Here is a 24696-nt window from a genome sequence, read left to right as displayed (position 1 = left end):
AATCGTTTTTGCAGCCTGTAAGCAATGGACAACACTAAAGATTGGAATGGTACAGATGAAGATATACACCATAGGTCATTCAAGCAATACGAAAGAACAATTCCTTGATATGCTGAAAATGGCTGAAATCCAGTATGTATCAGATGTACGCGCCTTTCCCTACAGCAGGAAATATCCACATTTCAATGGTGACCAGATGAAGGAATGGCTCGGCAAGGAAAAGATTGAGTATATACATTTTCCCATGCTTGGCGGACGGAGGGGCACATCTGGAGTTGTGGGCAGTGATTTGAACAGCGGCTGGAATAACCGTTCCTTCCACAACTATGCAGACTACACGCTTACAGAAGAATTCAAAGAAGGGATTGAAGTGCTGAAAGCCCAAGCCAAGGAAAAAACCACTGTCTACATGTGTTCAGAAAGGCACCCTGCACGCTGCCACCGCCTGATCATAAGCAACTGGCTCGCTGCAAATGATTGGGATGTGCAGCACATCATCACCAACTCCAGAGATGACCATGATGTGATCGGCCATGAACTGGGGAAATGGGGGGCAGTGCCGATCATCGAAGCCGACGGCACTGTAGTCTATCCCAAAGACATATGATCTACCTGGATTCTTTCTGAGACTCAAGATAGGCGAACTGCAATTCCTTCACTTCTTCAGACAGGAATTCGTCCGGTCCATCCACTTCAATATCATTCACCACTTCCTGAATCGAAAGTCCTTTCAACCGGCCCGGGGCAGCATCCATTTCTTCCTGCCATTCCTTCAACTGTCTGGTTGAACTGGCATAGACGATGCGGCCCAGACCTGCCAAAGCGTGGGCGGAAGCGCACATGGAGCAATGCTCGCCTGAAGTGTACACGGTCGCATGAAGACGATCCGTTTCCTGCATGTTATTGGCAGTCCACCGGGCAATCGCGAATTCCGGGTGCTGTGTATTGTCCCCTCCAGAAGTACGGTTGTGATCTTCAAAGAGCACTTCACCATTTTGTGATACAAGTATGGAGCCGAACGGTGCATTTCCTTTTTCCAATGCTTCCCGAGCCAATTCGATGCACCTTTTCAAATATTTACGATCCTTTTCTGTAATCATGAACCCACCCTTTCAAATAATGTTTCGTCTGATCACTTCAATCTTAAGCCGAAGGCCGGGTGTCGTCAAACAAGCGCACCTTTAAAATTGAAAGTGTTTTCATTGCCTGATTCTTTCTCTATAATTACAGTTAATACATCCAACTAGGAGATTAAATATGATCAAATTCAAGAATGTGACAAAACGCTATGGTGATAAGGTTGCCGTGGATGATGTGAGCTTTGAAATCAAAGAAGGGGAGATCTTCGTCCTCATCGGCCCTTCAGGGTGCGGCAAGACGACGACGTTGAAGATGATCAACCGCCTCATTCCACTGAGTGAAGGCTATATCTACTTCAAGGACAGACCGATCAGCGACTACCCTGTATATGAAATGCGCTGGGATATCGGCTATGTCCTCCAGCAGATTGCACTCTTTCCGCATATGAGCATCAAAGAGAATATTGCACAAGTGCCGCAGATGAAGAAATGGGCGGATGGGGATATCGACGAACGGGTCGATGAACTCCTTACTATGGTGGGACTGGAACCGGACCAGTATAAGAACCGCGTGCCCGCCGAACTTTCCGGAGGACAACAGCAGCGTATCGGCGTTATACGGGCACTTGCTGCCGACCCGCCCGTCATACTCATGGATGAACCATTCAGTGCACTCGATCCAATCAGCCGCGAGAGGCTCCAGGACGATCTCGCAGACCTTCAGAAAAAGATACAGAAGACGATTGTATTCGTGACACATGACATACAGGAGGCACTGAAGCTTGGAGACCGCATCTGCCTCCTCAAGGAAGGCCATGTCGAACAGATTGATACGCCTGAAGGATTCATGACCAATCCGAAGAACGATTTTGTCAGGGAATTCATCGGTGATCTTGAATCATACAGAATGCAGCAGGTGACGGTTGGAGACATCGTCAAAGACCATCCTGCCCTTCAGCCTGGTGAACAGGTCGACTACCCTCAAGTCTCCCATGAGGCTTCCATACAGGACATCTATAAATACTTATCGGAACACGAAGGCATCATCATCAATGAGAACGGCGAGCGAAAGGTATTGAAGCATGCGGATGTCTTCAAATACCTGGATACCAGTCAGCGGGGTGATGCGTGATGAATACATTCTTCGAAACTTTGAATGCAAGAAAGGGCGAACTGCTCACCACACTGATTGAACATATTCAGATCTCCTTCATCGCATTGCTTATCGCGGTCATCATCGGTGTGCCCCTCGGCATCATGCTGACCAAAACTAAAAAGTTATCCGAGATTGTCATAAATATAGCAGCAGTGCTCCAGACCATCCCTTCACTTGCGCTGCTCGGTCTGATGATTCCGTTGTTCGGCATCGGCAAGGTACCTGCCATCATCGCATTGATCATCTATGCACTGCTGCCGATTTTGAGGAACACCTTTACCGGCATAGACGAAGTTGATGATTCACTCGTTGAAGCTGCCAGAGGAATCGGCATGAAACCGATGCGTCGATTGACCAAAGTCGAGCTGCCGATTGCGATGCCCGTCATCATGGCCGGCATACGCACAGCGATGGTACTGATCATCGGTACCGCGACACTTGCTGCACTCATCGGAGCCGGGGGCCTCGGCGACCTGATTCTTCTTGGAATCGACCGGAATAATACATCACTCATCATCCTGGGTGCCATACCGGCAGCATTGCTCGCCATCTTCTTCGATATAGCGCTCCGGGTGATACAGAACCTTTCATATAAGAAAATCATATTCACCCTCGGCACCATACTCGTGGCGATGCTGGTGATTTCGGCCGCTCCACTCCTCACACAGAGGGATGATACGATAACAATCGCAGGAAAGCTTGGAACCGAACCTTCCATCATTACGAACATGTATAAAATCCTCATCGAAGAGGAGACTGATTATTCGGTGGAAGTCGAAGATGGCCTTGGCAAAACATCCTTCCTGTTCAATGCACTGAGGTCTGACGACATAGACGGATACCTAGAATTTACAGGAACGGTCATCGGCGAACTGACAAAAGAGGAGCTGGATTCCAAAGAGGAAGAAACTGTGTACGAACAGGCCAACAGCAGTCTTGAAGAACAGTTCGACATGACGCTGCTCGAACCGATGGAATACAACAACACCTATACACTTGCAGTGAAGCGTGAATTCGCAGAAGAGAATAATCTTGAAACCATTGGAGATCTTCGGAGCATCGAAGATGAGATCGATCCTGGATTCACTTTGGAATTCAACGACCGTGAAGACGGCTGGCCAGCGATCCAGGAAGCCTATAACCTGGATTTTGACAATATCAGGACTATGGAACCGAGCCTTCGTTACCAGGCAGTAGAAGGCGGGGACATCAATCTGGTAGATGCCTATTCCACTGATGCGGAACTGAGGCAGTTCGACATGGTCATCCTGGAAGACGATCGGAATGTCTTCCCTCCTTATCAGGGTGCACCACTCTTCAAAGAGTCATTCCTTGATGAACACCCTGAAATCGTCGAACCATTGAATAAGCTCGGCGGTATGATCAGCAATGAGGAAATGCAGGAGATGAACTACAGGGTAGGCGTTGAAGGGGAAGACCCTTATGTCGTGGCAGAAGATTACTTGGAGGAAGCCGGACTGATAGAATAATCGAAAGACCTACAGCACTTATATGCTGTAGGTCTTCTTCATTTCCCGGGAAATTCACTGCGTAATCCACAACATTAAAGCAAGTGATGAATTTCTATTATTACTGTATAAGGGGTGGGGGAAATCTCCCATCTATAGTATCATTTACAGCCGGCATCATTATAATCACAGCTGCATTTGAAGCTGTGTAATCTTATGCCCTGAATTGGGTATAGGTAATTCATATCACGTTTTATATAGGAGTGGTCACTATGCAAGCAAAAAAATCCATCACACTGGTGTTCTGGTTGGCTCTCGCTTTCTGCATCCTGTTTGTAGGGGTCGGAGCGATAATCCCCGAAAGTATGGAAGCATCCACGCAGTACATAACTACCCTCATTTCCAAGAATTTCAGCTGGTATTATCTGTTGCTGATACTGGCAATACTATTCGTCTGCATCTATCTGCTCTTCTCCAGGTTCAGCAGCATCACATTGGGCAAGGAAGGGGAAGACCCGGAATTTTCATTGCATTCCTGGTTTGCGATGCTCTTCAGTGCAGGTATGGGGATCGGCCTTGTCTTCTGGACGACAGCCGAGCCGATCAGTCATGCATTCAGTGCTTCCCCAATAGCGGAACCTGGCACCCAGGATGCAATCGACCAGGCAATGCAATTCTCTTTCTTCCACTGGGGTATCCACGCGTGGGCAGTCTACGGCATTGTAGCCCTGGTGTTCGCCTACTTCAACTTCCATAAAGGATATAAAGGGCTGGTAAGTTCAACTTTGACGCCGTTGTTTGGCGAAAAACGGATGAGGGGCCCTCTTGGCATCCTCATCGATGTCCTGGCAGTCATCGCGACCGTCACGGGCGTCGCTGCGACACTCGGTTTCGGGGCGCTCCAGATCAATCAGGGCTTCAACTTCCTGTTCGGTGTGCCTGCAAACTTTCTGATCCAGTTCCTCATCATTGCAGTGGCCACTCTGCTTTTCACATGGTCCACATGGTCTGGCATCAACAGAGGCATCAAGATGCTCAGCAACTTCAACATGGTCATCGCCGTCATCGTCCTGGTCGGCCTTTTCCTGGTCGGTCCGACGCTCTATATCCTTAATATGTTTACCAGTTCTCTCGGAAGCTATATTGCAAACTTCTTTGATATGAGTCTGCGTCTGCCCATGAATGATACGGAGGCTTTTTCCTGGATTCAGGGATGGACAATCTTCTACTGGGCATGGTGGGTCTCCTGGGCTCCATTCGTCGGCATCTTCATCGCCCGGGTATCCAAAGGGAGGACGATCAAGGAGTTCATTCTGGGCGTGCTTTTTGCGCCCACACTCGTATGCTTCATATTCTTCGCGGTATTTGGTGCCTCTGCGATAAACCTGCAGGTCGAAGGTGTTGCGGACATCGCTTCATATGCCACAGAAACTGCCACATTTGCCATGCTTGAACAGTATCCATTGGGCTTCATATTAAGCTTGCTGACACTCGTTGTCATTGCGGTATTCTTCATTACTTCTGCCGACTCGGCAACATATGTCATTGGAATGCTCACCACAAACGGCAGCAACCTGCCAAGCGGCGTTGTGAAAATCATCTGGGGAATCATCCTTTCAGCATTCGCCCTGATTATGATCTATACCGGAGGTACACAAGCGATACAGAACCTGCTGATCATCGCCGCCCTGCCTTTCTCGCTCATCATCATATTCATGATATGGTCGCTTTTCCTTGCGTTGACGAAGGACCACCCGCGTTCCAGCAGTGCACATGGAGTCGTACATGAAGAGGATATAAATTGAAGGAATGACCGGAAGCTCCCGCTAATGGGAAGAACTTCTACTCTGGATTGGCAACAGCCATTTCCGGGTAAAGGAATACCACTATGCAATATTGAAGGGGGTGGAGGTATGTCAGATGTAAAATCCGAAGTGGAGAAACTGGATGGCTGGACACTCGAAGAAGAAAAGATAAGCAAGAAATATAAATTTGCCAAGTATTTGGATGGCATCGATTTCACAGAAAAAATAAGCATCTATGCTGAAGGGGTTCAGCATCATCCAGGAATAACAATCAACCACACTACAGTCACAGTATCCTGGACGACTTTCTCCAAAAAGGAACTGACCGAAAAGGATATTGCTGGAGCCAAAGCCTGTGAAAACCTATATCGTCTATTTGATCAACCGAAGAAATAATGGTCAGCATTATGCCCATGGGGGACTTTCCCGTGGGCATAATATCTTTGAAAGGCCCTTTCCCATTTTAATTTATAACTCCATGCGTTACTCTATAAACCCCTTCATATGAGTATCTATAAATAAAGTGTAACGCTTAAATAACGCGTCATGAGATAGCACATATCTTCAATGAGTGGAAATCCAAATTGTGCTTCCCCCTTCAACCTGACGATGCAGGGCGTCCCCATAGCTGTGGGCACGGTCTTGTTCCTCGCCAGTATATGCGCGATCTAACTAAAGGAATCAGGTATTTGAGCAACCTTAATATGGTACTTGCGGCTGTATTTCTTTTGGCAGCCCTCATATTGGAACCAACAATACTGATATTGAACATGCTGCCGGCGAGTACATCAATACATTTGTCTCACGGATCCTTGATGCCGCACCTTTGAGCGAGCATAAGAATAACTGGCTGCAAGACTGGACAATCTACTATTGGGTTTGCTGGTTGAGCTGGAGTCCCTTCTTGGGAATCTTCATGGCCCAGATGTCAAAAGGAAGAACAGTACGTGAATTCATCATGGCACTTCTTATCGTTCCGACTACCATCGGCCTCATCTGGTTTACCGTATTTGGTGTCACTGGCATCGAAATTGCCGATAAGGCCCCTTCAATAGTGGAGCTCGGCCCGGAGACACAGGGCTAGAGGCCCTTCAGTCTGCAGCCATCATAGCAGCCTTGCCTTTCAGCTTCGTCATCATCATGATGATTTCATTCTATAAGGAGGTCAATGAAGAGAGAAAATATCTTGGCCTCACAATCACACCCAATAAACATCACATGAGGGAATATATCAACAGGAAAGAGCGGGAGTATCAGGAGCAGAAGAAAGCAGGCATGGACGAAAGGGATCTATAGTAAAGAACAGCAGCATGTACCATAAAACCAGCAGAACCTAATGACAGTCCCGGCAGTAGAATGTATTCTACTGCCGTTTTTTTGAATTCAACTTGATTAAGAACACTTTACTTTCCTTACTCAAAAAGTTCTGCTTCCATTGCCATTCACAAGAGCATATACAAATAATTTCCTTCCTTGCAAACAATATAATGTTATCTTCCATAAATATTTGACTAAATTTTCTAAAAAGTTAAAATTGTATTTATACCTTATATTATTGGAGGGGAGATAATGGCTGATATTGGAGAAGAGAAACAGTTCTCAAGGCGTGATTTTCTGAAAACCACCGGTGTTTTCACTGGCGGTATTCTCGGAGGCTCTTTATTGGGCGGCGTATTCATGAACCAGTCACAGATGCTTACTGACGATGATCCGGAAGTTTCAGAGGAGTCTACTTCAGAAGACGAGGCTCAAAACGAAAGTATGGAAGCACGGACCTTCTTTAGCCGGAGTGAGGATTTTGAAACATTGGCGGCTGCTACAGAACGTATCTATCCTGAAGATGATAACGGCCCGGGCGCCATCGCACTGGGTGTGCCCTATTTCATCGATCGACAGATGTACGGGTTCTGGGGACAGAACAGCCAGGACTATTCCTACGGGCCTTTCGAGCCCACTTCAGACACACACGGATTTCAGGCAAAACTGAATAGGGGAGAAGTCTTTCTTGCCGGCCTGCGTCGTCTACAGGAACTCAGCATGGAGGAGCATGATACAGCATTCGCCGACCTGGATGGCGGAGCCCAGGATGAGCTTCTCCGAAGTTTTGAATCCGGAGATGTGGAGATTAGAGGAGTAAGACCCGAAACCTTCTTTTCATTGCTCAGAAACGCAACAATTGAAGGTGTCTACTCAGACCCTGCGTATGGCGGCAATAAAGATATGCAGGGATGGAAGATGATAGAGTATCCCGGCCCACGTATGGGGTGGGCGGAAGACATTGAATCTGAAGAGTTCATGTCGCTGGACCCGGAAGGGTTGAGATCTTATCAGGGAGGCGGAATATAGATGGCTGAAGAATTGGATAAGGTGGACGTTGTTGTTGTAGGCATGGGGTGGGCCGGTGGCATCATCAGTGCCGAGATGGCCAAAGCCGGAAAAAGCGTCGTCGGTCTCGAAAAGGGGATTGATAAGAACAGGAGTGACTATGTAGGGGTGAAGGATGAACTGCGTTTTGACAACCGTTATCAGATCATGCAGAACCTTACCGGACACACCGTGACCTCAAGAAACGAAATCGACGAAACGGCGCTGCCTGTCAGAACAATGCAGAACATGCAGCTTGGCACGGATGTGGGGGGCGCCAGCGTACACTGGGCCGGGGCCACTTATCGTTATTGGCCCTATGAGTTTGAAATACGCAGCCAAACCATAGACCGCTATGGTGAGGATAAGATACCTGAAGATATGAATCTTCAGGACTGGGGAATCACATATGATGAAATGGAAGAATACTACGAGAAATGGGAATACACGGCAGGTATCTCTGGGGAACAGGATCCATTAGCCCCTGAAAGGAACAGGGAGTGGCCGAATCCACCGTTGAAGGAGACACCCTCACTGAGGCTATTCAAGGATGCGACAGAAAGGCTCGGGCTTCATCCCTTCCAGATTGCGGCAGGCAACCTTTCCCAAAATTACGAGAATCCAGATGGTGAACAGCTCAACGCCTGCATGTACTGTTCCTTCTGTACGAGACATGGATGTGATTTCAGTGCAAAATCAGATCCGCTTGCCACTGTTATCCCGACTGCAATGAAACATGATAACTTTGAGCTCAGGACCCGCGCCAATGTCAGACGGGTACTTTATGACGAAGATAGTGGCAAAGCAACCGGCGTCATGTATGTTGATGAAAATACTGGTGAAGAATATGAACAGCCGGCTGATGTAGTTGTCTTGGCAGCATTCGCATTCGCGAATAACCGCCTGCTGATGCTCTCGGACATAGGAGAACAATATGATCCGGAAACACGGGAGGGTGTCATTGGCCGGAACTTCAACGGACAGTACAATTCAGCCTTTCATGGGGCTACCGGCTTTTTCGAAAATGAACAATTCAACCTCTATATGGGGGCTGGTGCCCTCGGTGCTGCAGTAAATGATTATGCTGCAGACAACTTTGACCACTCGGACCTCGATTTCATCGGGGGAGGAGCGATAGAGTTGAGGCAATATGGGTTCGGGGCCATTTCAAGCAGCGGCAATGTTCCTGGAGACACACCAAACTGGGGACAGGAGTTCAAAGATAAATCCCTCCACTATGCCTACCGGACCTTGACCATATGGTATACATCCATAGCTATGTCCTACTGGCACAACTATCTCGACCTTGACCCGACCTATACGGATGAGTATGGAGATCCCCTACTGCGGGCCACCTACAAGTTTGGCGACCAGGAAAGGAATATCGCCCAATTTGGTATAGAGCGATGCCACGAAATCATGGAAGAGATGGGCGCTGATATCATTGAAGATGGTAATGTGCCTGAAGAATTCAATCATGTCTATTCCGGTGGCCATTATACTGGAGGCGTCGTCATGGGAGATGACCCGGAAACTTCCGCCGTAAACAGCTACTTGCAGATGTGGGATGTGGACAACCTTTTCGTCGTAGGAGGTTCAGCCTTCCCACAATTTGGGGGCCATCACCCAACTCCGACCATCGGGGCTTTGGCCTATCGGGCAGCAGAAGGCATCGAACGCTACTTGGAGGACGAAGAACAGCTTGTAAAAGCACCCGGCAGGAAATTTATCTGATTTCAAATTAAAGACTGCAATCCATCCCAATCAGGTGGATTGCAGTTTTTTTGTTTTTATTCATGTCTATTACCAGAAGTATTGCGAAATATTACAGTCATATCTCCATGTTACAGACATCGGTGTCATTTGTAACCTCATTATTATTCTACTGTAACCACAGGCGGGAATACACGTGTTATAGTGTGTCTTGTCTTGAAAAAAGAAAGACATCAAAACGTGATGCACCTTAAAGATTAAAAACAACCGATTGATAAATAATATACCCATTCATGGAGGATGAGACTTTTTTATGAAGAAAACAATACTGACGACGACACTCGCACTTGGACTTGGCGTATCCGGCATCGCAGCCGACCAGAATGCAGAAGCTTCAGAAATCAATAAAGATGAACTTGCACAGATGGCGCAGAACAACTCAAGCACACTGAACAATGCACCGATCCACGAAGGTGAATACAGCTACAACTTCACTGTTGATGGTGTCAACTACAACTTCGAATCCGATGGTACGTACTACACATGGTCCTATGGCGGCTACAGCGTAGAAACACCGGAAGTGGCAGAGGCAGCACCACAAGAGGCGCCTCAACAAGCGGCACCGCAGGTGACTGAAGAAGAAACGCAGGAAGCTGCGCCACAACAGCCAGCTGAAACGGAAACTCAAGAAGAGGCACCACAGGTCGTTGAAGAAGAGCCGGTACAACAGACACAACAGGTTGAAGATGTACAGGCAGCAGCACCAGCAGCGAACGGTTCCACTAAGGAGCAGTTCCTTGCAGCAGGCGGTTCAGAAGCAATGTGGCAGCACATCGTAATGCCTGAATCCAGCGGTAACCCGCAGGCCGTCAATGAGCTTGGCTACAGAGGCCTTGGTCAGACGAAGGAATATTGGGGCACTGGTTCTGTAGAAACACAGACTGAAGGCATGCTCGACTATGCTGTTGAACGCTACGGTTCTGTAGAAGCAGCGATTGAATTCCGTCAAGCGAACAACTGGTGGTAAGAGCTTCACCCATATCAACTCCCTTATGAATTGGTAATCCAATTCATAAGGGAGCTTTTTTATTAAATTATCCAATAATTTTTTATTGAATATAACAAATATTATTAAAAATGGTACCATGGATATATAACCATTTTCAGCTTCTTCTTTTCTAAGGAAATTGAGAGCCTGATTATGTATATATGTCGGGTGATTCGAATCACATAATTTTACAGGAGGAGGATAATTGCAATCTACACCTGCCTTTTGGAACTTGCCCCCTGCACATGACGTAAAATCATAAAGATGGGAGAATACATATGGAACTTACAGGAACATTGATCGTTATACTCGTAATTGCCGCACTGCTCATCGCCGGTGCTGTTGGATGGTATCTGTTCATGAAGGCCAGATACCGTACCGTCCCTTCCAACGAAGCGCTCATCGTCACAGGACCGAATCTTGGGGATGAAACTAAAGAGACGAATATATATAAAGATGATCAGGGCCGTTATATGAAGGTCATCCGCGGTGGCGGCCACAGGCTCAAACTCTTCCAGACTGGTACGAGAGTATCCCTGAAATCATTCCAGCTGCAGATTTCAACACCAAAGGTCTACACACTTGAAGGTGTGGGGATCTACGGTCAGGCTGTTGCAACTGTAAAAGTGGCCGATGACCTGGATGGCATCGTGAAGTATGCAGAACAGTTCCTCGGGAAGGACCAGGAGGATATCGAGCATGAAATATCTGAAGTCCTGAATTCGAATCTGCGAGCGATCCTGTCCAAGATGACAGTGGAGCAGATCAATAAGGATCGTGAGAGCTTCAACGAACAAGTGCGTGAAATCGCCCAGGACCAGCTGAACAGGATGGGATTCAAAATCACTTCCCTGGGCCTATCGGATTTGAAGGATGATGAAAATTATCTTGAAAACCTTGGCCGACCGCAGATTGCCAGGGTGAAGAAGGAAGCAGAAATTGCAGAATCCGAGAATAGGCGCGAAACAGAAATCCAACAGGCTAAAGATAACGAAGACATTTCCAACGAACAGTACAAGAGGGAAATGAATATCGCCGACAGCCGCAAGGAAAAGGACTTAAAGGACGCCAAAATACTTGCTGAAACCGAGAAGGAAAATGCAGCTGCAAGAGCCGCCGGCCAGCTTGAAGAGGAAGAGAGACGCTTGGAAGTGGAGCGTCAACGTCTGGAGATCCGCGAGCAGGAGAAGCAGAACGAGTTGAAGCTCCGCCAGATGGAACGTGAAAATGATGTGGCCCTGGAGAAGCAGCAGGTGGAGGTCCGCAGACAGCAGGCTGAAGCCGACTACTATGCACGCACCAAGGAAGCTGAAGCAAGAGCCGAGGCACGCATGGCCGAAGGTAAGGCTGAAGCGGAAGTCATCAGGGAGAAGAGCATGGCTGAGGCCGAGGCCATCGAACGCCGCGCCAAAGCAATGGCCGAGCATAAGGACGTCATCATTCTCGAACAGCTTATTGAAATCATGCCTGAATTCGCCAGAGCCGTCAGTGAATCACTCGGCAATGTAGAATCCATACGTATCCTCGATGGAGGCAGTGGAGACCAGTTGAACTCATTGCCGAACACAGTGACAGGAACCATGGCCAAGCTTCAGGAAAGCATGGGCCAGATGACCGGCTTCGATCTCGAAAATTTCCTCGGGAACCTATCCAATGAGGAGGAAAAGAATCAGGATCCTGATGACAAGACTGAACAGGATAGTGACGATTATTCGAGCTAATAGCACGTGCATCCTCCATATCAAGGATTAAAAGAGAGCCTGACCATCATAAGTGATGGTCAGGCTCTCTTTGATGGTCGGGAGACTGTTTCTCCGACCGGCTTCCGTTCAATTGAAGCTGCGCATGAATGCACTTGGAACTTCCGACTCGAACCTCAGGGATTCTCCGCTCTTCGGATGTCTGAATGCAAGCACATGGGCATGCAGACCCATCCTCCGGATGGGATTGCTGCGGGAACCATATTTTTTATCCCCCACGATGGGATGACCGAGTTCCTGCATGTGAACGCGAATCTGATTTTTACGTCCCGTCTCCAGATTGACTTTCAATAATGATGAATTTTTATTGGATTTCAACACTTTATAATGGGTTACAGCTTTCTTTCCGTGATTTGGATTTTTACTCGATCGCACAGTAAGCGTCTTATCTTCAGTCAACCAGGAACTGATGGTCCCATCCTCCTGCACCCTTCCTTCGACGAGTGCGATATAGGTGCGCTCGGAGACGGTATCCTTCCAGGCATTCTGCAATTTCTGCTGCACATCTTTACTTTTCGCAAACATCATCACTCCGGAAGTATCACGGTCCAGACGGTGCACGACAAAGATCCGGTTTCTGGGATGGCTGCGCTGTACATGGTCTGAGAGCTGACGGTAGGCAGTCATCTGATTCTCCTTATCCGACGCAATCGACAGCATCCCCGCTTCCTTTTCAACCACAATCACATCATCGTCTTCATGCAGTATCTTGATTCCCTTCACCTTCACATTCCTTGCCCCGAAACGGGAATTGATTTCAACACGGTCTCCGGGCTGCAGCACCGCATTGAATTGGGTGGTCGCTTCGCCGTTCACATGGATCTGGCCACGGCCTAAGATCCCCTTCACTGACTTACGGCTGCGCGAAGGCATCTTTTCAAATAGGAACTTCAGCAGCTCTGTCGATTCTTCAACGATCCATTCGGCATCCGGGCCATTCGATTTCTTGCTTGTCATTATATTATACTCCTTCTACTTCACTTCATTTTGTTCTTCCTTAATGAACATTATAGCATTTCTGGACAGGCTTAAATATCGCTGGGGGCTACACATGGTCGTGAAGAGGGCGGGATGGTCCAGAGATTCTGAAATCCGATTCTATAAGGAAACATATGAAAGAAGTGCCCATGGCTCTCCAAAGGTACTTCAACTCAAATGAATATTTTTGTCGGCGTGGTTTTCATTCAACCGATGATTGGATCAGATGACCTGCACTGTGCCCACCAGACCTGAAGATACCGTACCCGATTTTCCTATATATCCTCTCAGGGCATCCAATGCACTGACATCCAGATTTCGGCGGTCCTTTCCATATTTTTTGGGCACACCCTGAACAGTGACGAAGGAGGCGAGATACTCCCGCTCCTGATCCAATGGTTCACCATTGATGTAGATATCCTGGATACGCAACCCTGCAGGGTTTTCGATCTTTATATACATCTTCAGGCCAAGACAGCGCTTCAAATATCCACCTTTCTGATCATAAGGGTCTTTAGCGAATGTGTTTTCCAGATTCTCTTCCAGCATATCGAGTATCTCACGGCCGCTCAGCCGTGTCGTCGAAACCGGTGGATTGGTCGGAATGATATTCCATAAATCGTTCATCGTCACCGGTCCGACGGGGACTGGTGCACCATACCGCCACCCATTCGAGAATGCAACTTCTGCACCTGAAACATCGAGGAGTGAACTGAGGAGCAGGTTGTCGGCAGTAGATTCCAGCTGATTATAGCGGTGGAGTGCTGTGTCTGTATGGCCGACCACTTCCTCCATTGTTTCCCTGTAGGGCGCAACAGCATCATCAATGATGCGCTGGATATCACCATCAGGCTCCACCCCTTCCGCGACCTCGATCAGGCGGTGGGAGTAGTCGATGACTCCACCTTTCCCGACTTCGAGATCAAGTCTTCCGATATGTGCACCATGACAGCCGGACTGGATGATCAGGGTGCCATCCACCTCTGCAGGCTGTCTTAGCGTATTATGGGTGTGGCCGCTCAGTATGATATCTATGCCTTCGGTTTCAGAAGCAAGCTTCACATCCTGTGGAAACCCGAAATGAGAAAGCACGATGACCAGGTCGACCTGTTCCTCCCGTCTGAGCTGATCGGCTGTTTTCTGGACCTCTTCGTTCCCTAGCGTAAAGTAGATCCCTTCGGAAAAATGCTCCGGCATCATCTTATCGACAATATGCTCGGCAACACCGATGACCCCGATCTTCAGACCGGCACGTTCACTGATGATGTAGGGAGTGAAGGCAGGTTCATCTGTTTCCTTATCGTAGATGTTGCATGCAAGCATCGGATAATCCAGTTTGGACATCAGGCTTTCAAGCTGGTCAGGGCCATAGGCGAAATCCCAATGGGAAGTCATTGCATCAAACTGCAGTGCCTTCAGAATCGGCACAAGCATTTCCCCCTTCGTTGACACGACAGGGTAGGTACCATGAAATGTATCTCCATTATCGAAGGCCAGGACACCTTGTGGGTTATCTTTCCTCGCCTCCTTAAAGATCGTGGCAATGCGGGCGTATCCCCCTGCATTCCGATAGCGCTCCTCCCCTTTTTCTATAAACATTTCGGGATGAAGATCATAATAGCCGTGGGTATCGTTCATCTGCAGAATCGTCAACTGTTTATTATGGTCCAATGACCGCCCCTCCATTCATACGTTTTATTTTTACTAAAGAATACATATCCAAGCATAGAATAGAATTGTGAAGATTCTATGAAATTACATCACAAATTCCATTTGAAAGAAATCCGACTTAAAAATTAAGGCATTTTCATCATATCTTCACATTCATACTTCAACATTGTATTGGAAAACCAAATGGAGGAGGGAAGAGATGGTAGTCACCAATGTCATGCTGTCGATGATCATCATCCTTATAAGCTTTATTGCAGGCTTTGCGATTTATTACATATTCACTGAAGAGGACCATAGGGAAAAAATGAAGACCCTCGAAGATATTTCATCTGTGCTGATCAATTTCGTGCTGTTCATCTGGCTTTCAAAAGTGATCTTGAATTTTCCTGCATTCATCAGTGAGCCTTTGACCATATTGGCGTATCCCGGTTCTGCCGAAACTTTCTACCTGGCATTCATCTTCAGTTCAGTGCTGTTCATGTATCAGCATAAAAGAAGGAAGGCAGACCGCGGTGGCTTTATAAAGGCATTTACAATGGTCTTCCTGCTCTCCTCCATGGTATATGAGCTGATCCAGTTCCTGTGGAACAATGATGATGGTTCTTTTGGATACCTATTATTGCTTTCAGGGCTTCTGATCATATTTCTGGTTTTGGAGAAGCGGACAGGCCTCAGGATGCTGACCCTCTTACTGATCACCTTATGGTCGGGTGGCATGATGCTGCTTATTCTCCTCTATCCGGTAGTTACGGTATTCGGCTACATCATGCAGCCCGGGTTTATAGCGCTGTTTTTCGCAATCAGCAGTCTCATCATATTCATTACAGTTGGAAAGGAAGGTAGGATATGACAGGTATAGAAGCCGATACGATGATATTAGTGGGGGCCGTCTGGGCAGTAGCTGCAGGGGCGCTGTCGTTCCTGTCCCCATGCGTACTACCACTTTTCCCTGCGTTTGTATCATATATCACCGGCGTCAGCGTGAAGGAACTCCAGGGGGGCAAGACCACAAAATTACGGAGCCATATACTCAGCCACTCATTGATTTTCCTGTTCGGCGTCTCCTTTGTATTCATCAGTCTGGGTGCCGGCGCCTCATTCTTGGGGAAATGGATACAGGATCTTCTCCTCGGAGACTCCGGCCTGCTGCTCCAGAGGATTGCAGGGGTCTTCATCATCGTCATGGGATTGTTTGTGGCCGGGTGGATCAACATCCCCTCTTTAATGCAGGAAAGAAGGTTGCAGTACTCCAAAAAATCAGCAGGCTATATAGGCACATTTTTCGTCGGCCTTGGATTTGCAGCCGGATGGACGCCCTGCATCGGACCCATCTTCGGTTCGATACTGCTGCTCGCTGCGAGCAGCCCGGGGCAGGGGATGGTCTACACCGTCATGTATGTCATCGGATTTGCCCTGCCGTTTATCGTGTTGAGTTTCTTTCTTGGATCGACGCGTTGGATCGTCCGCTATTCAGGGACCATCATGAAAATCGGAGGCGCTGTGATGATCGTGATGGGGATTGTACTCTTCCTTGGCCTGATGCCTAGGATTACAGAATATCTACTCGACCTTGTCGATGGAACATGGTTGTCAAAATTGGGTTAACAGGAGGATTTTTTAATGAAGAAGATTATACTTATCATTTTGGTTGTAGGAATGGTCGGATGGGCAGTCTATGAATATATCGGAGGCGCTTCCGAGGAAACGGAAATAAGCGAGCAGAACGAATCTGAGGATGTCGGACTTGAAGAAGGACAGACTGCACCCGACTTTCTGCTGACGACGCTCGAAGGGGAGGAAGCCAGATTGTCTGAATTCAGGGGGCAGCCGGTGATCATCAATTTCTGGGCCACCTGGTGTCCACCGTGCCGGGCGGAAATGCCCGACTTTCAAAAGCTCTATGAAGCTGAGGATGTAGAGATTCTGGCTGTGAATCTGACTGAATCCGAGCAGAGCGAGGAAGGTGTACAGGACTTCATTGATGAACTGGGACTGACGTTCCCGGTACCGATGGATCAGAACTCAATCGTCTCCGAAATGTACGAAGTACAGGCATACCCGACTTCTTATATCGTCGATTCCGATGGGAAAATACAGTTCACAGCAAGAGGCGCCATCAATTATGATATTATGCAGAGAGAGCTATCCAATATAAATTGACCATTCCTCTGCTGTGGAATGATTATGAGGTGTCCAATATGAAACAGAGGATTCTCGTTGTCGAAGATGACGATATGATCAGAAGACTCATCAAGATCAACCTTGAAAAGCATCACTATGATGTAGTGGAGGCAGCTGACGGGGAAGAGGCAAAACAGGTTTTCCTGAATACACATCCCTGCCTTGTGATCCTCGACCTGATGCTCCCGAAAGTGAGCGGGGAAGCATTCTTCCAATGGGTGCGCGCCCAGGAGCGCAATGAAGTGTCCGTCATCATGCTTTCTGCAAAATCCCGGACCAGCGATAAGATCGAAGGTCTCAAAATGGGGGCAGACGACTATATCACCAAGCCTTTCGAACCGGAGGAACTCGTCGCCCATGTCGAAGCGGTTTTGAGACGCACCGGCCAGTTCTGTCAAAAGATTGTGCACGGTGGATTGTGCATTAAACCGCGCAAGGGGGAAGTGCAGCTCTATGATGCTGACATCCCCTTGACGAAACATGAATTCAATCTGCTGTATTTCTTCATGCAGCACCCGAATGTCATCCATGACAGGGAGACGTTGATTTCACACTTGTACCCAAATGCGGAAACTTCCGTGATGGACCGCACAGTCGACGCCCACATCAAGAAGCTGCGCGAAAAGATCGAAGAGGACACTTCCAATCCGCAGCGCATACAGACCGTGCGGGGAATGGGGTATAAATTTGTCACTCAGTAGCATCCTCAAGAAAATCATACCGCAGGATTTTCTGTGGAGACTGTCCACGCTGAACATCATTGTAATCACTTCGGCGATACTGCTGAGCGGGCTGGCCATCTATAATACAGCCTGTGCCCTGGTCGGCTCGATGGGAGACCTGAATGACATGCAGCAGGCACGGTTCAACTCCGTCCTCTTCAACTACCTGCTCATCTTTATTTCAACAACAATCTTTGCCGGCAGCCTTCTCCAGTACTATGTCACGAAGAAACTGGTCAATCCTGTCCAAAGGCTCATTGAATCCACCAAGCAGATGAAGAGGGGAGAATATCCGGAACCCGTATCCCTCACTGCCAGAGGGGAGATAGGAGAGCTTGCGGAACATTTCAACGGCCTAGTCGAGCAGCTTAAATCAAATGATGCAGACCGCAATAAACTGGTCTCTGATCTATCCCATGAACTCCGGACGCCGCTGACAAACCTGAACGGCTATCTGAAGGCGCTCAGGGACGGCGTGATGGACGGCGATGCCGAATTGTACGATGCCCTGCTCAATGAATCAAGAAGGATAACCGAGATGACTGAGCAGATGGAATTATTGAAGGAATGGGGCGAAATCACTTCAAACCATTACGCCGATCATGAAGTCAGAAACATTGCCGAACTGATGGAGCAATGTACCAACATGTTCCGACTGCAGGTGGAGCGGAGAAACATCTCATTGATAACAGAAGCTGAGGACTGCACATTCAGGCTCAACGCTGATGGTGTGCAGCAGGTGATGACCAACTTGATCGACAACGCATTGAACCATCATCAAGGCAGCTCACCAATAAAAGTGAGGGGCCGAATACAGGAAACCGTCTATCACGTATCAGTCAGCAGTCCTGGACCCCACATCCCCGAGGAAGAAAAAGAACGCATATTTGAACGCCTGTACCGTCTTGATACTTCCAGGAGCCGCCAGACGGGCGGCAGCGGCCTTGGCCTCGCAATCGTCAAAGAGATCATCGACAAATACAATGGCCGGGTCGGAGTCCATTCAGAAAAGGGCATCAATACTTTCTGGTTTACACTGCCTATAGAATAGTTAAAGAAGCCTCCGTGGAGGCTTCTTTTTAGTAATGCATCGTATTGGGTAGATATAATTATGTACTTCAACACTATCCATCATTTCATCATGCATTGACGCGTGAAGTGAATAAATCGGATATTTATAAAGGCGGAGAGACAATGAAGAAATTCTACAGTGATGTCATTCAATATAGAGGGAGCCATTATGACTTCGGCTTCTTCCAAGGCGAACAGCTTAGAGAGTCGTCGATTCTGCCCAATCGTGAAAAGCAGTGGGCATCCCGGAGAAACCGTCATTTCCTGATCAACCCAGAGGCATTCATATCAGTCATCTCAGAAGTTGCGCCAGCCATACTGGAAGAAATAGATGGCCTTGCCGATGCACTGGAAATGGATATGGATGAGGCCTTCCGTCTGTTCGGCGGCTATTATCGGGAATACATCCGCAGCGGCTGTTCAATCTTCACCGATTCCGACTTCATGGTCCGAAACTACGACAGCCATCCACGTGGATACGAAGGGCGGTATACATTTTATGATCCGACCGATGAAGGCTATGCCGTAATTGGACCGTCCATGCAGATAACCGGACGGATAGACGGTATGAATGAAAAGGGTCTCGTGATGGGATACAACTTCACCCATAGTAAGAATTCCGGCGATGGTTTCATATGCAATATGATCGGCCGGCTCATACTGGAAACATGCGCAGACGCTGAGGAGGCCATTTCCCTATTGGAAAAGCTCCCGCATAGGCATTCCTTCAGCTATATCCTTCTCGATGCTGAAGGGGCGTCCTACGTTGTTGAAGCCTCTCCAAGGAAAGTCGCCGTCAGGCAATCCAATGTATGTACGAACCATTTCCATCTGCTCGATGAGGAGAACCGATACCGCCAGGAAGAAACACGCCAGCGGGAGCAGACCATCCAAAATGAGCAGCAGCGTGCCGCCAATCCCTATGAAGCCTTCAAAGTTATGAACGATCCGGCACATGGGGTATTCTCCAACAAATATGATGCTTCAGCAGGAACGATACACACTTCCGTCTATTTTCCAAAGGAGCTGAAAGCATGGTATGTGATAGGTCCCGATAAGGAACCGGTCATCTTTGACTTCAACAAATGGCTAGAAGGGGAGAACGTCAACGTCAGGCAGATCAAAGGGATGCTCGACTACCACCGGCCGTTCGTCAATATGGGGTAGAGGGAGGACCTTCAGCTATGAATTTTCGGTCATCATTACTAATATGATAAGCTCAATACCTAATTTCCATTATCTTAATAGGTCCGCCATGTAACAATACGAATGTGCCCTCAATTGAAAAATTCCATTTTATGTATACACAATTTCTCCTGAAGATCTAGGCCAAATCATGGCACCATTGAGAACGAGCGTGGTCAAGTATAGAGAACACTCGGTTCATATGGTTATGGAAGTTGAAAATCCATCTATTATTTATTTACTTATGAGTTTTAGCATTTATAGGTTAGAAAACCTATGACAAAATGAAATTTATCTTTGAAACCATCTAAGGGTAATATGTTTCTGTTACTAATAATATGAAAAACCTTTCATGATATCTTCTATACTTGAATTTATAAGATAAATTCAAGCTTCTACGTATATTAGTAATACTAGAAACTTTAGTTAATTATTAATCGTAAAAGCTTCTCTATAACATTATTCGATAAGAAAGTTTTTATACTCAGTTCACTTTTTTGAGTATTTAAAAGATTTCACACTTTTCTCTAACCATGTTAAATCCATAGTATTAACCTTACTTTTTTCAAATACCGGCTTTTGACCGAACAAGATTTCATAATCTTTAATAGCTAACTCCAGAACCATTTTAGCTTTATTGATTTCACTCCAGTTGTGTTGAATTAAGCTAAAGTATACATTATAATCTACAAATTTAGGTTCTGATATAATTATTTTGTGATGATTAAAGTATTCAGGATCTATTTCTAATTCTGCTTCAAACTCTGCATTTGAAAAATGGAGTGCCCAGTTTCTTTGGTTTTTAAAACTATTAATATAAGAGTTCTCAGTTTCAGTTGTTTTTGTAAGAATATAATCAGTATTTTTATTAATTTTATTTCTTAGAAGTTTATATGAAACACTTTTACCTTGCATATCACCAATTATGTTATACAATTTAGAAGCTCTGTATAAAGATTGGACTCTGAACTCCTCATATAATTTATATTTAAATTTTTTCCTTTTAATTTCAGCATGAATTCGATATTTATTATTCACTCTTCTGTACATATTTAGCTCTTTATATAAATGATGTATCATAAATTTATATTGCTTCTTTAATTTTTCAATATCCATACTATCCCCCCTTAATCGTTCCGATAATTTAACATTATCTTTTATTAAAACTGTGGTGTGTCCTACGGTAATGATATTTATCTCTTGCGAAAATTAGGTTCGATATTCTCATATATTTAATAAGTATGATTAAATCCTGTTTAAACTTACAAAAAGAGAACTTAAATCACGTTTACCTATGACTTATAGCTGTTTTTATTCATTATTTTGCATATGACTTGAGACCCCACTACCTTAGTTTAGAAGGTGATCACTTCTCTGCATCCTATTACAACTACGATTAATGACTAAAATGTCATTCATCTATTGCTATGACGCTTTGTACGGCTCCAATAACGGTAGGAGACCCAGGTTAGAGCCACTACCGCAATCCACGCTACAATCACTATCGCGCCGCGGAATATCGACGGATTGGTCGCAAAGGCACCTAAAGCCACAAGGGAAACCTGCCCGGGGATGGAAGCCAGAAGAGTAGCGGATATGAATGCATACTGTTTTATACCCAAAGCTCCAGCACCATAATTCACCGGCCAGTATGGCAGGCCAGGCATAAGCCTCACAGTACACATTGCCCAGAATCCCGCATTGCGGAGATAACTCTCTACAAGGGAACCATGGCTCCCCAGGAGCTGGAAGGTGAGGCGTTGACCCAGGGCACGTGCCAGCCAGTAGCCGATCCAGGAACCGAGCATCACTCCAGAAACTGAGAGCAGTGTTCCTATGATCAGACCATAAAGTGAGCCGGCCACCAGGGCAGGCACCGTTATGGGGATGGGGGTGATGGCAATTGCTGCTGTAATACCCAGGAATACCAAAAAGCCGGCCCAGCCATAGCCAAGGATGATCTCCCGCATCTCCTCTGGTTCAGGCAGGTCCAGGTTGAAAACCGCCCATAACAAAAATGCACCCAATACGATCAGGATAATCAACGACACAATCGAACGTAAACGTAAGATGACGGTGCGATTTTTGTCCAAAGCCATAGATTCTCCCCCTTTGGCTCAGATTTGAAACATGTCTGGTGTTCATTCAATATTATTCTTCAATTCTAATATCATATGATGAGTCTTTATTTATGATAACTCTCATTCCTGATGATCTTATTCACCCTGAATATCTGTTCAAGCAGCATGACTTTCATCATCTGATGTGGGTAGGTGAGGGCGCCGAAACTGATTGCCTGGTCGGAACGCCTGCGCACGGTTTCCCCGAGGCCATTGCTCCCGCCGATTATGAATACGAGATCGCTCCTTCCGGTGTTCATCCATTTCTGATACTCTTCTGCGAGTCCTTCACTGGTAAACGCTTTGCCTTTTATTTCGAGCGTGATGACATGCTGGCCGTCCTTGATTTTGGAAAGGATCTTTTCAGCTTCCTTCTCCTTGATGATTTCGATATCCTTTGCACTTGCATTGTTTGGTTCCTTTTCATCCGGTATCTCGATGAGTTCGAGCTTTGCATAGCCGCTGATGCGCTTTCTATATTCCTCGACTGCCTGTTTCCAGTACTTTTCCTTCAATTTTCCAACACTAATCAATGTGACTTTCATTTCAAATCATCCTTTTGTACGAGCCATAATAACTTGACTATAATTCTGAATTGTTAAATAATTAAAGTAACTTTATATCCATAAAGTGAGAAGGGAGTGATCATATGGCAAACACAACCTACAGTATACTGAAATTCCGAAGCCAGGACGATCTCCGTAAAATCGTCGACTACGCGATTAAAGATGGAAGGGACTTTGACTTCAATTCGATTGAACCTATACCGGACGCCTTGAAGGTGGAGCATATCCCCTATCAGGATGCGGCAATCGGTTCTTACTATAATACCCTCGATAGGGACGATCAGGCGGCGCTTATTGAGAATCTTGAGGATAAGCACTACACGAACGTCGAGGATATCATTGAACAGGCTGCTGCCCAGGAGAAGGAACAGATTCTGGTGGCGGAGGAACGCATCGACCTGGGCCAGAAATATTATGAGAATATCATGGAACATGGCTACCCTGATTTCTTCGAGTGGGCGAATGCGCACTGGAATACAAAGGGGAATGCGATAGATACTGTCGTTGACGAGGAAAAACTGGAAATTTCATTTTCGACCTCATCAAGTGTGGTTGCAGACTTGATGAAGAATCTCTACGAGAAGACCGGCGTGCCTTTCGTCTACCAATATACCGATGACACGTTCACTGTTTATGGTGAGATGTGCTGCGATGAAGAAGGAATCAGGAACAGCGAAATTGATGAGAAGTGGGTCAAAGACATTTTTGCTGAAAGGACGGCTGGCTGATCCGGCTTATCCACAATATCAAAGGTGAACTGCAGTGAAGTTATTCACAGTGGTTCATCTATTTTTATGCATGCATTTATAGTTATCCACAAGATTTCAACATATCCACGGATAATTACGCATAAATCGTGCATATTACTTTTCTTTACTCATTATAATCACATAAATATAAATAAAACAGCCAGTTTTACACGACTGACTGCTTGCTTATCCACAATTTTTATACTTTACTAACATTTATGACTATTTATCCACAGAGTTTTCACACATTTATGTGGATAACTTTTTATATCTGATATATCTTCGTTGGTATGGCCCTATCAGTATCACTGATCGTTACATGGTTATCCGTATCGATGTCATACTGGTTCAACACCTGTTCCACACTCATCTTTGCCAGTTCCTTTATATTGTTGTCTGTACTCAGATGGCTGAGATATATACGTTTTGTACGGTCGGTTATAACGTCACGCATGGCATGGGCAGCATCCTCGTTTGAAACGTGGCCGACGTCTGACAGTATCCTCTGCTTGGTCACCCATGGATATCTGCCCATCCTGAGCATATCGACATCATGGTTGCTTTCGAACACGAGACAGTCGCTTTCCTTGATGATGCCCTTCATCTGGTCGGATACATAACCTGTATCCGTGATGATCGACAGCTTCCTGTTGTCTTTCATGAATGTATAGAATTGCGGATCGATGGCATCATGGGAGACGTTGAAGGATTGTACATCCATACCGAGCAGTTCCTTCTCCTCCAATGGATTGAAGTGGAACTTCTTGTCGCTGTGGACTTCTATGTCTTTGGCCTCTATACGCTGCCATGTCTTCTCATTGGCATAGATGGGGATGCCATAGCGCTTCGAGATCACCTTGAGGCCTTTTATATGATCGCTGTGCTCATGGGTGATGAGGATGGCATCGATGTTCTTCAGGGAAGTATCCAATGTGTTCAGCGACTCCTCTATACGTTTGCAGGAGAGGCCCACATCTATGAGCAGGCTGCCTTTTTCAGTTTCTATATACGTGCTGTTCCCGGTGGAACCGCTGGCTAACACGCTCATCTTCATTACTG

General features: G+C 46.5%; 24 protein-coding genes and 1 pseudogene. 18 read left to right on the top strand and 7 right to left on the bottom strand.

Annotated features, from left to right (window positions below; all coding sequences use genetic code 11):
• The first annotated feature begins 46 nt into the window (after positions 1-46).
• Positions 47-607 (top strand): DUF488 domain-containing protein, encoded by a 561-nt coding sequence (locus LLU09_RS11280; RefSeq protein WP_306438689.1) that lies wholly within the window; start codon positions 47-49, stop codon positions 605-607.
• A 1-nt stretch (position 608) separates the two neighbouring features.
• Here the strand turns inward: LLU09_RS11280 and LLU09_RS11275 are convergent, their stop codons facing one another.
• The gene (locus LLU09_RS11275; RefSeq protein WP_124011379.1) at positions 609-1100 is read right to left on the bottom strand and encodes a nucleoside deaminase; all 492 of its coding nucleotides are present in this window, start codon (positions 1098-1100) and stop codon (positions 609-611) included.
• A 157-nt stretch (positions 1101-1257) separates the two neighbouring features.
• Here LLU09_RS11275 and LLU09_RS11270 point away from each other — a divergent pair, with 157 nt between their 5' ends.
• The 10 genes and pseudogenes from LLU09_RS11270 (at position 1258) to LLU09_RS11225 (ending at position 12355) form a co-directional block, all read left to right on the top strand.
• Positions 1258-2211 carry an ABC transporter ATP-binding protein gene (locus tag LLU09_RS11270; protein WP_228311815.1) on the top strand — a complete coding sequence of 318 codons (954 nt, stop codon included), beginning with the start codon at positions 1258-1260 and terminating at the stop codon, positions 2209-2211.
• Positions 2211-3725 carry an ABC transporter permease/substrate-binding protein gene (locus LLU09_RS11265; RefSeq protein WP_228311814.1) on the top strand — a complete coding sequence of 505 codons (1515 nt, stop codon included), beginning with the start codon at positions 2211-2213 and terminating at the stop codon, positions 3723-3725. The genes LLU09_RS11270 and LLU09_RS11265 overlap by 1 nt, the downstream gene beginning before the upstream one ends.
• Before the next feature lie 251 nt (positions 3726-3976).
• Entirely contained in the window at positions 3977-5509 is a 1533-nt protein-coding gene (locus LLU09_RS11260; protein ID WP_228311813.1) for a BCCT family transporter, read from the top strand.
• Positions 5510-5617: 108 nt separating this feature from the next.
• Positions 5618-5905, top strand: a complete 288-nt coding sequence (locus tag LLU09_RS11255; RefSeq protein ID WP_228311812.1) for a 4a-hydroxytetrahydrobiopterin dehydratase — start codon at positions 5618-5620, stop codon at positions 5903-5905.
• 263 nt (positions 5906-6168) lie between these two features.
• A pseudogene (locus tag LLU09_RS12700) lies at positions 6169-6593 on the top strand (BCCT family transporter).
• Between the two features lie 32 nt (positions 6594-6625).
• Positions 6626-6805: a hypothetical protein gene (locus LLU09_RS11245; protein ID WP_255620915.1), complete on the top strand. Its 180-nt coding sequence runs from the start codon at positions 6626-6628 to the stop codon at positions 6803-6805.
• Positions 6806-7078: 273 nt separating this feature from the next.
• Entirely contained in the window at positions 7079-7855 is a 777-nt protein-coding gene (locus LLU09_RS11240) for a gluconate 2-dehydrogenase subunit 3 family protein (protein ID WP_094907107.1), read from the top strand.
• Entirely contained in the window at positions 7856-9607 is a 1752-nt protein-coding gene (locus LLU09_RS11235) for a GMC family oxidoreductase (protein WP_228311811.1), read from the top strand. It begins immediately after the preceding gene.
• A gap of 292 nt (positions 9608-9899) precedes the next feature.
• A complete protein-coding gene (locus LLU09_RS11230; RefSeq protein ID WP_228311810.1) occupies positions 9900-10613 on the top strand; it encodes an aggregation-promoting factor C-terminal-like domain-containing protein in 714 nt (237 codons plus the stop codon).
• Positions 10614-10912: 299 nt separating this feature from the next.
• Positions 10913-12355 carry a flotillin family protein gene (locus tag LLU09_RS11225; protein ID WP_228311809.1) on the top strand — a complete coding sequence of 481 codons (1443 nt, stop codon included), beginning with the start codon at positions 10913-10915 and terminating at the stop codon, positions 12353-12355.
• Positions 12356-12463: 108 nt separating this feature from the next.
• Here LLU09_RS11225 and LLU09_RS11220 read toward each other — a convergent pair whose 3' ends face one another.
• The gene (locus LLU09_RS11220; RefSeq protein ID WP_228311808.1) at positions 12464-13351 is read right to left on the bottom strand and encodes an RluA family pseudouridine synthase; all 888 of its coding nucleotides are present in this window, start codon (positions 13349-13351) and stop codon (positions 12464-12466) included.
• A gap of 243 nt (positions 13352-13594) precedes the next feature.
• Positions 13595-15043 (bottom strand): bifunctional metallophosphatase/5'-nucleotidase, encoded by a 1449-nt coding sequence (locus LLU09_RS11215; protein ID WP_228311807.1) that lies wholly within the window; start codon positions 15041-15043, stop codon positions 13595-13597.
• Positions 15044-15242: 199 nt separating this feature from the next.
• Between LLU09_RS11215 and LLU09_RS11210 the strand changes: the two genes are divergently transcribed.
• The 6 genes from LLU09_RS11210 to LLU09_RS11185 all read left to right on the top strand — a co-directional run bounded on the left by LLU09_RS11210 (position 15243) and on the right by LLU09_RS11185 (position 20184).
• On the top strand, positions 15243-15893 hold the full coding sequence (locus LLU09_RS11210) for a hypothetical protein (protein ID WP_228311806.1): 651 nt from the start codon (positions 15243-15245) through the stop codon (positions 15891-15893).
• Entirely contained in the window at positions 15890-16648 is a 759-nt protein-coding gene (locus LLU09_RS11205; protein WP_228311805.1) for a cytochrome c biogenesis CcdA family protein, read from the top strand. Before LLU09_RS11210 ends, LLU09_RS11205 begins: the two co-directional genes overlap by 4 nt.
• 15 nt (positions 16649-16663) lie before the next feature.
• Positions 16664-17203, top strand: coding sequence for a TlpA family protein disulfide reductase (locus tag LLU09_RS11200; RefSeq protein ID WP_228311804.1), 540 nt, complete (start codon positions 16664-16666; stop codon positions 17201-17203).
• 38 nt (positions 17204-17241) lie between these two features.
• Entirely contained in the window at positions 17242-17925 is a 684-nt protein-coding gene (locus LLU09_RS11195; protein ID WP_228311803.1) for a response regulator transcription factor, read from the top strand.
• Positions 17912-18997 (top strand): sensor histidine kinase, encoded by a 1086-nt coding sequence (locus LLU09_RS11190; RefSeq protein WP_228311802.1) that lies wholly within the window; start codon positions 17912-17914, stop codon positions 18995-18997. Before LLU09_RS11195 ends, LLU09_RS11190 begins: the two co-directional genes overlap by 14 nt.
• A gap of 143 nt (positions 18998-19140) precedes the next feature.
• Entirely contained in the window at positions 19141-20184 is a 1044-nt protein-coding gene (locus LLU09_RS11185) for a C45 family autoproteolytic acyltransferase/hydrolase (protein ID WP_228311801.1), read from the top strand.
• 507 nt (positions 20185-20691) lie between these two features.
• Here the strand turns inward: LLU09_RS11185 and LLU09_RS11180 are convergent.
• The 3 genes from LLU09_RS11180 to rlmH form a co-directional block, all read right to left on the bottom strand.
• On the bottom strand, positions 20692-21318 hold the full coding sequence (locus LLU09_RS11180) for a hypothetical protein (RefSeq protein ID WP_228311800.1): 627 nt from the start codon (positions 21316-21318) through the stop codon (positions 20692-20694).
• A gap of 299 nt (positions 21319-21617) precedes the next feature.
• Positions 21618-22253 (bottom strand): TVP38/TMEM64 family protein, encoded by a 636-nt coding sequence (locus LLU09_RS11175; RefSeq protein WP_228311799.1) that lies wholly within the window; start codon positions 22251-22253, stop codon positions 21618-21620.
• Between the two features lie 134 nt (positions 22254-22387).
• A complete protein-coding gene (rlmH, locus tag LLU09_RS11170; protein WP_094907306.1) occupies positions 22388-22867 on the bottom strand; it encodes a 23S rRNA (pseudouridine(1915)-N(3))-methyltransferase RlmH in 480 nt (159 codons plus the stop codon).
• A gap of 104 nt (positions 22868-22971) precedes the next feature.
• On the opposite strand from rlmH, the gene LLU09_RS11165 reads away from it, so the two are divergent.
• Positions 22972-23616, top strand: a complete 645-nt coding sequence (locus LLU09_RS11165) for a hypothetical protein (protein WP_228311798.1) — start codon at positions 22972-22974, stop codon at positions 23614-23616.
• Between the two features lie 286 nt (positions 23617-23902).
• Here the strand turns inward: LLU09_RS11165 and LLU09_RS11160 are convergent, their stop codons facing one another.
• Positions 23903-24691, bottom strand: a complete 789-nt coding sequence (locus LLU09_RS11160) for an MBL fold metallo-hydrolase (RefSeq protein WP_483314033.1) — start codon at positions 24689-24691, stop codon at positions 23903-23905.
• Positions 24692-24696: the final 5 nt, after the last annotated feature.

The organism is Salinicoccus sp. RF5 (assembly GCF_020786625.1).
Classification (GTDB): Bacteria; Bacillota; Bacilli; order Staphylococcales; family Salinicoccaceae; genus Salinicoccus.
This window is presented reverse-complemented; position numbering and strand designations above follow the sequence as displayed.